Below are 12,027 nucleotides of genomic sequence, written 5' to 3' on the forward strand. Positions count from 1 at the left end.
CAAATCCAGGGTTATTTCGACATCCCCTGCGACCACATCTACGGCTCGCCCGTGCTCGTCGACTACCTCAACACCCGCAACCTGAAGGAGCTTGTGGTGGTTTCCCCCGATGTCGGCGGTGTGGCCCGGGCCAGGGCCTTTGCAAAAAAACTGGGCGACGCCCCCCTGGCAATCATCGACAAGCGCCGCTCCGCCCACAACATTGCCGAGAGCCTGACGGTGATTGGCGATGTGGCAGGCAAAACCGCCGTGCTGATCGACGACATGATCGATACCGGCGGCACGATTTGCCAGGGCGCCAAGCTGTTGCGCAAGTGCGGCGCCGCCCGGGTGCTGGCCTGTGCCACCCATGCGGTTTTCTCACCGCCGGCGGTGGAGCGTCTCTCGGAGCCGGGCCTGTTTGAAGAAGTAATAGTCACCAACAGCATTCCCCTCACGGAAGAACGCCGTTTCCCCCAATTGCAGGTGCTCTCGGTAGCCAACATGCTCGGCGAAGCAATTTGGCGAATCCATGATGAGAGCTCGGTGAGCTCAATGTTCCGCTGACCTACCCAAAGCTGAACGTGCCCCAACGGGTTGTGCTGCCAAGGTTCCTGCTAGCGCTGGCCCTACTGCCGCTGACAGCTCTGCATCAGCTGGCAGCTGGGGCCCAACCACGACGCATTGGCGTCTGGCTAACCAACAGCCCGAGCCCCCTCTATTACGAGCGCAGTCGCATTGACCGCGCCGTTGAACAACTGGATGTCGCCGGCTTCAACACCCTCTACCCAAATGTGTGGAGTCGGGGCAACACGTTTCACAATTCGGCCTATGCCCCGATGGAGCCGGCCCTAGCCAAGGCCCATGGCCAGGAAAACGCCTATGGCCATGGAAACGCCAATACAAATGGGCACCTTGATCCGATTTGTCGGATGACCTCCCAAGCCCATCGACGCGGCATGCAGGTGATCCCCTGGCTCGAGTACGGCCTAATGGAACCGGCCGATGCCGCGGTAGTCCAGCAAAACCCCGAGTGGGTGCTCCAGGCCGCCGATGGTTCCACCTCGATGGCCATGCACGGCAAACAAATGGCCTGGCTAAATCCAGCCCACCCCGGCGTCAGGCAACGGTTCATTGGCCTGGTCAGGGAGATCGTGGAACGCTGCAACGTCGATGGCATCCAGCTCGATGACCACTTCGCCTGGCCGGTGGGCTTGGGCTACGACCCCTACACCCGCCAGCTCTATCGCAACGCCACAGGGGCCGAACCCCCGGCCAATGCCAGTGACCGGGCCTGGATGACCTGGAGGCGCCACCAACTGACCGACCTGCTGCGGGAGCTGCGGCAGGTGCTCAAGACCAAGGGAAATCGCAAGGCCTTTGTCAGCCTTTCACCGGGCCCCTTCCGTTTTGCCTACAACCACTGGCTCCAGGACTGGGAGCTCTGGGCCCTGGGGGGCCTGATCGATGAACTGGTAGTCCAAAACTACGCCTACTCAGTAGCTGGTTTTGCCAAGGACCTGCAGCAGCCGGCCCTGCTGAAGGCGAAGGGCTGGTCGATACCGGTGGAAATCGGGGTCTTGGCCGGCTTTGGTGGTCGCACCAGCACCATGGATGACCTCAGCCAGCGGGTCCAAATTGCCTTTTCCCAGGGCTATGGGGTGATTTATTTCTACTGGGAGGGCCTTTGGGGCAAACACGCCGGCCAGGAGGGTCCAGAGCTGCGCCGCCAGGCCTTCCAGCAGATTCATCAAGCCATCTCCACCAATCGCCCCCCCAGTCCACCGGTCTTGCCAGCCCTGCCCTGGTGAAGGCTTTGCCCCTCTGAAAGACCCTTAGGCCGGCAGGCACTGGGCCACCACCTCCAGGGTATTGGCTGAAAGTGGAGCCGCGGCCAGCTGTTCCAGGGCTTCACGCATGCGCCCCCCCCGGACTTCGCCATAGCTCTGCCAACGACTCAACACCTTGGCCATGCGGGAGGCCGTGATCGGGTTGCGCTGGTCAAGCAGGGCAATTTGGCCAGCCATAAAGCGATAGCCCGAACCATCGGCAGCATGGAAGACCGGTGCGTTGCCCGCCAGACCACCCAGTACGGCCCTAATTGAATTGGGGGCAAAAGGATCAAAGCGCGGGTGCTCGAGCAAGGCACTGACCCGCTCCAGGCCATCGGCAAAGGGGGCCGCCGCCGCCAGACCAAACCAGGCATCCAGAATCACAGGTCGATGTTCCCAGCGGGCATAGAAAGCCGCCATGGCCTGGGCTCGCTCGGGGCAGTCATGGCCCTGCAAAGCCCGTAAGCCAGCGCGGGCCAGGGTCATCGAGGGCCCATCCACGGCGGCCAAGGCTGCTTGGCGCACGGCCCCATCGCCCGTGGCAGATCGCCATAGCCAGATCAGGCCGGTGAGCCTGCGGTCGCCATTGCCCGCCGGCCAGGCCAGGGACCACTCGGACTTACACCGTTCCAGGGCATCCAAAAGGGGCACGGCCAGGGCTTCGCCAAAGCACTTTTGAAAGGCCCCCAGGGCCGCAAACAGGGCCGGGGGATCGGGGGCCTGGCCATGGGCCGTTGCCACATCCTCGAGCTCCGCCATGCCTGGGAGGCTGAGCAAGACGCTGCGGCTGGCCTCGGAAAGGCTGGAGTCGGCCAGGATATGGCCAAAGGCATCGATTAGTTCCTCCTCCAGCAGGCCATCCGGGTGGCCCTGGGCCCGGGCAAAAACGGCCTGGCGCAGCAGCAGCTGGCCCGCATCCCAACGGGAAACCGGATCGCTATCGCACGACAACAGGTGGACCAACTCACCTGGGGTCCGACCCATCACCAACTTGATCGGGGCCGAAAATTGGCGCAGCAACGACAGGGCCGGGGGCTGGTCCTGGCGCGGCAGCCCCTCCAGGCGCAGGCGCTGGTCGGCCTGATCCACCACCAGCAGCCGACTGCCCTCCCCCCAATGGTGGGGCAGCACCGCAGCCCGGGCCTCTGCAGCGGTTTCGCCGGCTAAGGCCACCGGCAAGGGCCTACCCCCCTGACCCACCAAGCCCAAGACCAGGGGAATAACAACTGGCTGCTTGTCTGGTTGACCTGCGCTGGCGGGCGTGTGCTGCTGCAGGTGGAGCTCCAGCACCCCCTGCTCCCCATCCCAGTGGCGGTGAACCTTCAGCTCAGGGGTGCCGGCCTGGTGATACCAGCGGCGGAACTGGGAGAAATCAAAATTAGGCTCCGAAGTGCAGGCATCTTCCATGGCCTGCACAAACTCGGTGCAGGTGGCGGCCGTACCGTCATGGCGTTGCACATAGAGCGCCATACCTTTCATGAATAGCTCTTCGCCGAGCAAGGTATGGAGCATTCGGATTACTTCCGAACCCTTTTCATAGATGGTGGTGGTGTAAAAGTTGTCTATCGCCTGATAGGCATCGGGCTGCACGGGGTGGGCCGTGGGCCCAGCATCTTCACGGAATTGGGTATTGCGCAGCATCGAAACATTCTCAATGCGATTGATGGCTGCGCCATGCAGGTCGGCGGTGAAACACTGGTCGCGAAAAACCGTTAGGCCTTCCTTTAGGGAAAGCTGAAACCAGTCCCTACAGGTGATTCGATTTCCAGTCCAGTTGTGAAAATACTCATGGGCGATAACACTTTCAACCCGCTCAAGCTCATCGTCTGTGGCTGTCTCAGCATCCGCCAGGACCAGCTTTGAATTAAAGATATTTAGGCTTTTATTTTCCATCGCACCCATGTTGAAATGGCGCACGGCAACAATATTGAATTCATCTAGGTCGTACTCCAGGCCATATCGCTGCTCATCCCAGGCCATCGAGCGCTTCAGGGAAGCCATCGCATGGGTGGTGAGCGGTGCATCGCCGGGCTCCACGTGGATCCGCAGGGCCACATTTCGGCCACTCGCCGTTGTGAAGCTGCTGCGCACCTCCTCCAGCTGGCCCGCCACCAGGGCAAACAGATAGGAGGGCTTGGGGAAGGGGTCGTCCCAGACGGCGTAGTGGCGCCCTGCGCCCCTGGCCGGATCGGGAGCCAGCTCGCCGGTTTCGATGCAGTTGCCGTTGGAAAGCAGCACCGGGCAGCTGGCCAGGTCCGCCTCAATCCGCACCCGGAAACGGCTGAGTAGATCGGGGCGATCCGGATGGAAGGTGATCCGGCGAAAGCCCTCCGCCTCGCACTGGGTGGTGAATAGGCCGCCGCTTACATACAAGCCCTCCAAGGTGCTGTTGTTTTCCGGATGGATCCGCAGCTTGCTTTGCAGCACAAAGGGTCGATCCGGAGGATCCAGCAGGGTCAGCTGAGTGGCCTCCACTTGATAGGCGCTGCTAGCCAGGGCTTGGCCATCAACGGCCAGCTCCAGCAGCTCCAGCCCCACCCCCTGCAGCTGCAGGGGCGCCCGCAGGCCCAGGGGGTTGGGCAACAGGGCCAGCTCGGCCTGCACCAGGGTTTGCTCCTCAAAAAGCTGGACCGTGAGGTCCGTTCGCTCGAGCAGAAATGGCGCCGGGCGGTAATCAGCTAGGCGCACTGGGGCCATGGGTGGGGGAAAAGAGAATTACTTTTTGGTGGCTGGGGTCTTAGGAGCTGGGGCCTTGGTTCCCCCTTGTTGGGCCTTGAGGGCCGCCTGCACCTTCGCAATTACATCGGCTGGCACCTCCTTGGGGCAAATCTCCACCGCCCCCAAAACCGCCGAATTGATCGAGCCCTTGCGCAACTGATCAATGGTTAGGGGGCTGGGGCCCACCTGGGCAATCGAGCCGCCGTGCTGGCCCAAAATCAGCTGGGCAATGGTTTCACCGGCAATGCCCACCGCCTTGTCAAACTCCACCCCGGCCCCGCGGGCGATGCATACATTCACTGCCGCAATACGGGTATAGAGATTCATATCCGCCTCGGTGGCCGGTGCCCCAGCAACCTCAGCCTGGCCGGGGGCCGCCTGCGCGGGGGCCTGGAACATCAAAAGGGGCAGCCCCAGCAGGGGAAGGGCCAGAAGCGGGACCACCAGCAGGGAAGCGGCCAAATTGGGCCGGCAGCGACGCAGCAGGGAGATCAAGGCAAGGGATTCGGGTGCCCCCATGCTGCTGCATCAGGCCAGGGGTGGTCCAGCCTCCTCCACCCGGATTTCATGGTGGATTTCCGCAAGATCCAAAACCCCCTCCTTCCAGCTGTGAATCGAGCGGGAGCGGTAACGGTCCTGGTCCAAAAGCCTTACGTGCTCAAGGATGTCGTATCCCCCATAGCGGGTCTCAAAGATCTGCTCATGCTCATCCACTTGGCGGATCTGGCTCGTATTTGAGGTGCAGTCGAGATAGCCACTACGGCGCTGCAACTGATGGCCGCAGAGGTACGCCTCCATGCTGCCGTTGGGCACGAAGCGGGGCTTTTTATCAAAGAACTCCAAATCCTGCTCGGGCCACCAGCTGAATCGGTAGGCGGCATCGCCTTCCACGGGCTCGCTGAAGATCTCCACCCGCAGCATCATGTCGACGCGCAGGTCCTCGCCATCGGCAAAGAAATACAGCCGACGGGAACGCCAAAGGCCGAGGCTGCGGGCAAACCAGCGCTTCAAATTGGAATCCAACTGGATCCGGCTGCGTGGAGCGGCGGCCCCAACTACAGATGGGCCTCCAGCCGGGGTTCCAGAGGGGGGCTTGCGGTGGAAAAGATCGGTGGAAACTTCTTGGTTCGGGCCCATGGCATTGGCGCCCTTGGGCGATTTAGGTCAGTTCCCTTCTGTCATAGCGGGGCCAGGGAAAACCGCCCGAAATCCCATAAGGTGTCGAGGTGATCGCAAACACCACATCTGGCCCCGTAGGTCTTCCCGATCCAGAGCAGGAAGGGGAGCGCCAGGAGCTGCGTCTACTGCTGGTGGCCACCAGATATCACCTGGCCAGCCCAGATGTGCGCAACCTGCTCCACTTCCTCAAAACAGGCGATTGCGGTTTCACGGTCTCCCTGGAGATCGCCGATCCGGCCCAGCAACCGGAGTTACTCGAACTGCACCGGCTCGTGGCCACCCCGGCCCTGGTGAAGCTCGAGCCCCAGCCCAAACATGTGTTTGCGGGCAATGCCCTCACCCAAAAATTGCGCAGCTGGCTGCCGCGCTGGCAACAGGTTGAGGCCGTAACGGGCCTGGGCATGAGCCTGAGGCCCCCTGAAATCGATGGCAGCCGCACCCAAAGGGAGGTTCAACTGGAAGATCAGCTGCTGGTGCTCCGCCAGGAGAACGAAACCCTGATCGAGCGGCTAGGGGGCCAGGAAAGGCTGCTGCGGATGGTGGCCCACGAACTGCGCACGCCGCTCACCGCCGCAAAGTTGGCCCTGCAAAGCCACCAACTGGGCCAAATCGATGCGGCCCGCTTCAGCGATGTAGTCAACCGGCGCTTCGACGACATGGAGGCCCTCTCCAAGGATTTATTGGAGGTGGGCACCACCCGCTGGGAAACCCTCTTCAACCCCCAAAGGCTGCACCTGGGCAGGGTGGCGGCTGAGGCAATCCTCGAGATTGAAAAGCTCTGGGTGGGCCGCGATCTGGCCATGGTCACGGACATCCCAGCCGATCTCCCAGATGTCTTTGGGGACCAACGCCGCCTGCGCCAGGTACTACTCAACCTGCTTGAGAACGCCCTCAAATTCACCCCGGAGGGGGGGCAGGTGAAGTTGACGATGCTGCACCGCACCGATCAATGGGTCCAGGTGGGCATTTGCGACACGGGGCCTGGCATCCCCAAAAACGAACACGACAGGATTTTCCTAGACCGGGTTCGGCTGCCGCAAACCTCAAGCACCACCTCGGGATTTGGGGTGGGGCTGTCGGTGTGCCGCCGCATTGCCAAGGTCCACGGTGGCCGCATTTGGGTCGACTCGGAAATGGGCAAGGGAGCCTGTTTCCACTTCACCGTGCCGGTTTGGAATGGCCAGGTATCGCCCAGTCCGGAGGGGCGCGCCTTGACGAAGGGTGCCGCGGACCCGTAGCGTTCAACACATCAACGCCCGTGAGAGCCAGGCCAAAAGCCCGGTACCCACTTGGTTGTTGTGGCCTCGCCCCCATCGTCTAGAGGCCTAGGACACCTCCCTTTCACGGAGGCGACAGGGGTTCGAATCCCCTTGGGGGTATTGATTTGAGCTGGTCCAGTTTCTCGAAACTGGCTATCGAGCCTTGAGGGCCCGACGCTGGGCTTCCTTTTGAACGGCCCGCAGGTTGCTGGCCAGGTCTTCGCGCAGTTGTTGCTCAATGATGCCGATCGGCATGCCAGGACGGCCCTGCACCGTCAGTTCATAAACCAGGCTGCTGAGCTGGCTGTCCCCCTGGGGTAGGGCACTGATCTGCCAACTGCCTTCGAAACGGCGAAAATCACCCTGGCGCATGCTGAAACGCAGCAGACCAGCCTCCCGATCCTCCTCAAGCTCCAGCTCCACCTTGGCGCTGAAGCGCAGGCCACAAAATTTCTGGGTGCCCACCTGCTCCAGGCCCACCCTGTTGCCGCGGCGCCAAAGCTGGCGAGAGGAGGCCAGGTTGGGGATGTAACGGCTCAAATTGGCGTAATCGGTCAGCACCCCCCAGATCCATTTGGGATCGAGGGCCAAGCGCAACTGAACGGCCAGGCGACGAGTGCCCTGGGGCAGGCGCTCCATCTCCTGCTGGATGGTGTCGCAACCACAGGCAGCCAGATCCGAAGCCTCAGCTGCCGCCAGGGGGATTTCAGGTTGGCTCAACAGTTGTACCAGTGGAAATCACCCTGGGTGATCTGCATCACAAACTTAGCCGGGGTGGCCTGGAAACCGCCCAAAAAACTGGTTCCCTATGATCAGCCGGCTTTTTAAGGTCTGATCCAGCATGCGCGTAACCACGGGTCGAGCCACTCAACTGGACAGCCGCATGTTCACTGTGGTGGTTGAAGCCTTCGGCCTAGGCACGCAGCGCCGGGCTGAGCGCCGCCTCAGCGTGGCCTTCGCCCAACTGCAGAGCACGATGCAAGCCGTTGCCCAGCGGGGTGGGCGCATTACCGCTGTCTATGCCGCTGGGGCCGAGCTGCCACCTGCCCCAGCTACTGCACCGGCTATTGCACCAGCCAATAGCCCAGCAGAAACCTCCACCGTTCCTCCGAAACCAGCTGCCGTGTCCCACGCCAACGTTCCTGTCAATCTCTACAAGCCAAAGGATCCCTTCCTAGGCACCGTGACCGAGAACTACAGCCTGCTGGCGGAAGGGGCCATTGGCCGGGTCAATCACATCACTTTTGACCTCAGCGGTGGCGACCCCCAGCTGCACTACCTGGAGGGCCAATCAATCGGCATCATTCCCGATGGCGAAGACGCCAACGGCAAGCCCAACAAGCTGCGTCTCTACTCAATCGCCAGCACAAGGCATGGCGACAACATGGCCGGCCACACGGTTTCCCTCTGCGTGCGCCAGCTGCAATACGAGAAGGACGGCGAAACCGTAAATGGCGTTTGCTCCACCTTCCTCTGCGACATCGAACCGGGTTCCAAGGTAAAAATCACCGGTCCGGTGGGCAAGGAAATGCTCCTTCCCGACGACGAGGAGGCCAACGTGATCATGTTTGCCACGGGCACCGGCATTGCGCCGATGCGCACCTATCTGCGCCGGATGTTCGAATCCACCGAGCGGGAGAAAAACGGCTGGAAATTCCGCGGCAAGGCCTGGCTGTTCATGGGCTCACCCACCACGGCAAACCTCCTCTACGACGACGACTTCAACCAATACGTCGAGGAGTATCCCGACAATTTCCGCTACACCAAGGCCATCAGCCGGGAGCAGCAAAACACCAGTGGCGGCCGGATGTACATCCAGGACCGGGTCAGCGAAAACGCCGATGAAATCTTCGCCTTAATCGAAGATCCCAAAACCCACGCCTACATGTGTGGACTGAGGGGCATGGAGCCCGGCATCGACGAGGCGATGACCACCGCCGCCGCCGCCAAGGGCCTGAACTGGGCAGAACTGCGGCCAGCCCTTAAAAAAGCCGACCGCTGGCACGTGGAAACCTATTGATTTAGCGAGGCTTTTCAGCCCAGCAAATCCCCGGCCCGCCCCCAAGGCGGGCTTTTTTGTTGGCAATTGCCTACACAGCCCCAAAGAAACCTGGGAAACCGTCACAAACATGGACGAACCAGGTAGTTGGGGCCAGCCTCCACATATCAGTAGGCAATAGCCGCAGAACCACCCATGTCGGCGGTCTTGACCAATCCACTCCGGATCGGCCTTCGGCAGGAGCGGGTGATTTCACCCCAGTGCCTGGTGATTTTTGGCGCCAGTGGTGACCTGACCCACCGCAAGCTGATCCCCGCCCTGTTTGAACTGTTTCGACAGCGGCGCCTGCCCAGTGAATTTGCGGTGTTGGGCTGTGCCCGCCGGCCCTGGAGCGACGAGGAATTTCGCAGTCGCATGGGCGAAGCCCTGGCCGCCGAGGTGGCCGAGCACCCCGTGGCCTGGGAACAATTCGCCGCAGGGCTGTTTTACGAACCGGTGGACCTGGAGGATCCGCCCTCGGTGGTGCGCCTAGGTCAACGGCTCGAAGTGATTGATCGGCTGCGGGCCACCAGGGGCAACCGCACTTTTTACCTTTCGGTATCGCCGAATTTCTATGGCAGCGGCTGCCGTTCCCTCGCCGCCGCCGGGCTCCTGAGCGACCCGAGCCGCAGCCGGGTGGTGATCGAAAAACCCTTCGGCCGCGACTATGGCAGCGCCCAGGAGCTCAACCGGGTGGTGCAGGCCAGCGCCCAGGAAAACCAGATCTTCCGGATCGACCATTACCTCGGTAAGGAAACGGTCCAGAACATCCTGGTGATGCGTTTTGCCAACACCATTTTTGAGCCGATCTGGAATCGCAACTACATCTCCAGCGTGCAGATCACTGCCGCCGAAACGGTGGGGGTGGAGGAGCGGGCCGGCTACTACGAATCCAGTGGCGCCCTGCGGGACATGGTCCAAAACCACCTCACCCAGATGTTGGCCCTGATCACGATGGAGGCCCCCGGCCGCTTTGATCCCGAATCGATGCGCAACGAGAAGGCCAAGGTGCTGCAGGCGGCCCGGCTGGCCAATGAGGCTGAACCCTGGAAATGTTGCGTGCGCGGCCAGTACGGCCCCGGTGGCTCCAAGAGCCAACCAATCGCCGGCTACCGCCAGGAACCCGGCGTCAATCCGGAGAGCACCACCGAGACCTACCTGGCGATGAAGCTGTTCATCAACAATTGGCGCTGGCAGGGGGTGCCCTTCTACCTGCGCACCGGAAAAATGCTGCCAAAACGGCTCAGTGAGGTGGTGCTCACCTTCCGGGAGGCGCCGGTCCACCTGTTTGATGCCGCCGGTGGAGCCCCCATCTCCAACCAGTTGATCCTGAGGATCCAGCCCGATGAGGGCGCGGAGTTCAAATTTGAGGTGAAGGCCCCCGGCTCGGGCATGCGCAGCCGGCCGGTGGACATGTCCTTCTCCTACGACGAGAGCTTTGGCGAGCCCTCGGATGAGGGCTATGTGCGCCTACTGGCCGACGCCATGCTGGGCGATCCCACCCTCTACACCCGCAACGACGAGGTGGAAGCCGCTTGGCGGCTCTATACGCCCCTGCTGGAGCTGATCGAAGACTCGCCAGCCCAGCTGCCCGTTTACCCCTACGAAGCCCGCACCTGGGGACCCGCCGCCGCCGACAACCTGCTGGCCGAAGACGGCCTGGCCTGGCGTCGTCCCTAGGTCTCCCTAATTCAGTCCCAATTCCGTCCTAGCCAGCATGTCGACCCAGCTAACCCTCCAGCCCCCCCTGGCCCTGCCCCCGTCCGAGGTCTCCAGCTACCTGGAGAGCCTTTGGAGCAAGGACCTGGACAGCTCCCCAGGCGCCGCCACCTTCACCCTGGTGGTGTGGGAGGGGGCTTGGCTGGAGCAGCAGCTGGTGCGCTGCGGACGCCTGGATGGGCCGATCACAGGACTGCTCAACGAACCGGTACTGGAGGCTGCCCGGGCGGCGGCGGGCGCCTGCAACCTGCCCCTCAGCACCGCGCCTATGGATCCCCAGCTGGCCTGGGCGATCGGCAACCTCGCTGGCAATCACCGCGCAGAGGATCTGCGGGGTCAGTTTGTGGAGGGAGCCATCAGCGCCCACATGCCCCGGCGGTTAATCACCCTGGCCCCCACCCTGGATGGCAACAAGCCCCTAGAAACCCTGGTGGCGGCCTATTGCCCGCTCCCCGATGAGGGCTCGGGCGGGTCCGCCTGCGGCGATGTGGTGGTGCTGCGGGGCGGCAGCGGCACCCTCAGCCAAAGCCTGGATCTAGTGCAACCCCTAATCGCTGCAGACCTGCCCTGCTGGGTGTGGTGGAACAGCAGCCTCGACGAGGCCCCCGAGGTGATGGCAGCCCTGGCTACGGGCCAGCGGCGCCTGGTGGTGGATTCCTCCCTAGGTGATCCGCGGAGCTGCCTCGACCTGCTGGTGGCCCGGATCAATGCGGGCCAGCCGATCAACGACCTCAACTGGCTACGGCTGCGCAGTTGGCGCGAATCGCTGGCGATGGTGTTTGACCCGCCGTCTAGGCGCGACGACCTAAACCATGTGGTGCAGCTCGACCTAGACGTGGAAGGTAATAACCCCGTCAAGGGGCTGCTGCTGGCGGCCTGGCTAGCGGATCGACTGGGCTGGCACCTGGTGTCGAGCTACGAAGTGGATTGCGATGGCCCAGGCCAGGGCATCGGCGCCGAATTTGAACGCAGCGACGGCCAGACCGTGCGCTTCCGCCAAATGACTGTGCCCGTAGGCGTGCCCAAAACCCATCCGGGGGCCATGGTGGGCCTGCGGCTGATCTGCCAGAGCAGCCAGGGTTCCCCCCTCTGCGTGATCCTCTGTTCCGAATCGGGCGGCTGCATGCGCCTGGAATCGGGGGGCATGGCCAGCATGCAATTGGCGGAGGAAGTAGTGCCCCTCCCCAACGAGAGCGAGGAAATGGAAATGGCCAGGCTGCTCTCAGGCAGCCACGACTCCACCAGCCCATTGCTGGCGGCAGCAGCTCCCCTAGCCGCCAAGCTGCTGCCCCACTGAGCAGCC

Annotated in this window: 10 protein-coding genes and 1 tRNA gene; 7 read left to right on the forward strand and 4 right to left on the reverse strand. The window is 62.5% G+C overall.

Annotated features, from left to right (window positions below):
- Both prs and KBY58_RS08035 read left to right on the forward strand, forming a co-directional pair.
- The coding region (gene prs / locus KBY58_RS08030; protein WP_255003847.1) for a ribose-phosphate diphosphokinase at positions 1 to 546 on the forward strand (546 nt) is incomplete at its 5' end.
- A gap of 17 nt (positions 547 to 563) precedes the next feature.
- Positions 564 to 1,790 carry a glycoside hydrolase family 10 protein gene (locus tag KBY58_RS08035; protein ID WP_409995734.1) on the forward strand — a complete coding sequence of 409 codons (1,227 nt, stop codon included), beginning with the start codon at positions 564 to 566 and terminating at the stop codon, positions 1,788 to 1,790.
- A 24-nt stretch (positions 1,791 to 1,814) separates the two neighbouring features.
- Here KBY58_RS08035 and pepN read toward each other — a convergent pair whose 3' ends face one another.
- The 3 genes from pepN to KBY58_RS08050 are packed head-to-tail and all read right to left on the reverse strand — an operon-like array spanning position 1,815 to position 5,666.
- On the reverse strand, positions 1,815 to 4,508 hold the full coding sequence (gene pepN, locus KBY58_RS08040; RefSeq protein WP_255003848.1) for an aminopeptidase N: 2,694 nt from the start codon (positions 4,506 to 4,508) through the stop codon (positions 1,815 to 1,817).
- A gap of 18 nt (positions 4,509 to 4,526) precedes the next feature.
- Positions 4,527 to 5,048 (reverse strand): cAMP phosphodiesterase, encoded by a 522-nt coding sequence (locus KBY58_RS08045; RefSeq protein WP_255003849.1) that lies wholly within the window; start codon positions 5,046 to 5,048, stop codon positions 4,527 to 4,529.
- Positions 5,049 to 5,057: 9 nt separating this feature from the next.
- Positions 5,058 to 5,666 carry a hypothetical protein gene (locus KBY58_RS08050; protein WP_255003851.1) on the reverse strand — a complete coding sequence of 203 codons (609 nt, stop codon included), beginning with the start codon at positions 5,664 to 5,666 and terminating at the stop codon, positions 5,058 to 5,060.
- A 92-nt stretch (positions 5,667 to 5,758) separates the two neighbouring features.
- Here KBY58_RS08050 and KBY58_RS08055 point away from each other — a divergent pair, with 92 nt between their 5' ends.
- Together KBY58_RS08055 and KBY58_RS08060 are read left to right on the forward strand one after the other, a co-directional pair.
- Positions 5,759 to 6,946 carry a histidine kinase gene (locus tag KBY58_RS08055; RefSeq protein ID WP_255003872.1) on the forward strand — a complete coding sequence of 396 codons (1,188 nt, stop codon included), beginning with the start codon at positions 5,759 to 5,761 and terminating at the stop codon, positions 6,944 to 6,946.
- A 68-nt stretch (positions 6,947 to 7,014) separates the two neighbouring features.
- Positions 7,015 to 7,087 (forward strand) — tRNA-Glu (locus KBY58_RS08060).
- 33 nt (positions 7,088 to 7,120) lie between these two features.
- On the opposite strand, the gene KBY58_RS08065 is transcribed toward KBY58_RS08060, so the two are convergent.
- Positions 7,121 to 7,606 (reverse strand): SRPBCC family protein, encoded by a 486-nt coding sequence (locus tag KBY58_RS08065; protein ID WP_254933967.1) that lies wholly within the window; start codon positions 7,604 to 7,606, stop codon positions 7,121 to 7,123.
- A gap of 202 nt (positions 7,607 to 7,808) precedes the next feature.
- Here KBY58_RS08065 and KBY58_RS08070 point away from each other — a divergent pair, with 202 nt between their 5' ends.
- The 3 genes from KBY58_RS08070 (at position 7,809) to KBY58_RS08080 (ending at position 12,021) form a co-directional block, all read left to right on the forward strand.
- Entirely contained in the window at positions 7,809 to 8,987 is a 1,179-nt protein-coding gene (locus KBY58_RS08070; RefSeq protein WP_255003852.1) for an FAD-binding oxidoreductase, read from the forward strand.
- Between the two features lie 174 nt (positions 8,988 to 9,161).
- Positions 9,162 to 10,685: a glucose-6-phosphate dehydrogenase gene (gene zwf / locus KBY58_RS08075; protein ID WP_255003853.1), complete on the forward strand. Its 1,524-nt coding sequence runs from the start codon at positions 9,162 to 9,164 to the stop codon at positions 10,683 to 10,685.
- A 37-nt stretch (positions 10,686 to 10,722) separates the two neighbouring features.
- A complete protein-coding gene (locus KBY58_RS08080; RefSeq protein WP_255003854.1) occupies positions 10,723 to 12,021 on the forward strand; it encodes a glucose-6-phosphate dehydrogenase assembly protein OpcA in 1,299 nt (432 codons plus the stop codon).
- Positions 12,022 to 12,027 lie beyond the last annotated feature (6 nt).

The organism is Cyanobium sp. HWJ4-Hawea, assembly GCF_024345815.1.
Classification (GTDB): domain Bacteria; phylum Cyanobacteriota; class Cyanobacteriia; order PCC-6307; family Cyanobiaceae; genus Cyanobium_A.

Coding starts and splice junctions, on each gene's coding strand:
- KBY58_RS08050 (WP_255003851.1), bottom strand. CDS start 5,666: ATGGGCCCGAACCAAGAAGTTTCCACCGATCTTTTCCACCGCAAGCCC.
- KBY58_RS08080 (WP_255003854.1), top strand. CDS start 10,723: ATGTCGACCCAGCTAACCCTCCAGCCCCCCCTGGCCCTGCCCCCGTCC.
- pepN (WP_255003848.1), bottom strand. CDS start 4,508: ATGGCCCCAGTGCGCCTAGCTGATTACCGCCCGGCGCCATTTCTGCTC.
- KBY58_RS08065 (WP_254933967.1), bottom strand. CDS start 7,606: ATGGAGCGCCTGCCCCAGGGCACTCGTCGCCTGGCCGTTCAGTTGCGC.
- zwf (WP_255003853.1), top strand. CDS start 9,162: ATGTCGGCGGTCTTGACCAATCCACTCCGGATCGGCCTTCGGCAGGAG.
- KBY58_RS08045 (WP_255003849.1), bottom strand. CDS start 5,048: ATGGGGGCACCCGAATCCCTTGCCTTGATCTCCCTGCTGCGTCGCTGC.
- KBY58_RS08070 (WP_255003852.1), top strand. CDS start 7,809: ATGCGCGTAACCACGGGTCGAGCCACTCAACTGGACAGCCGCATGTTC.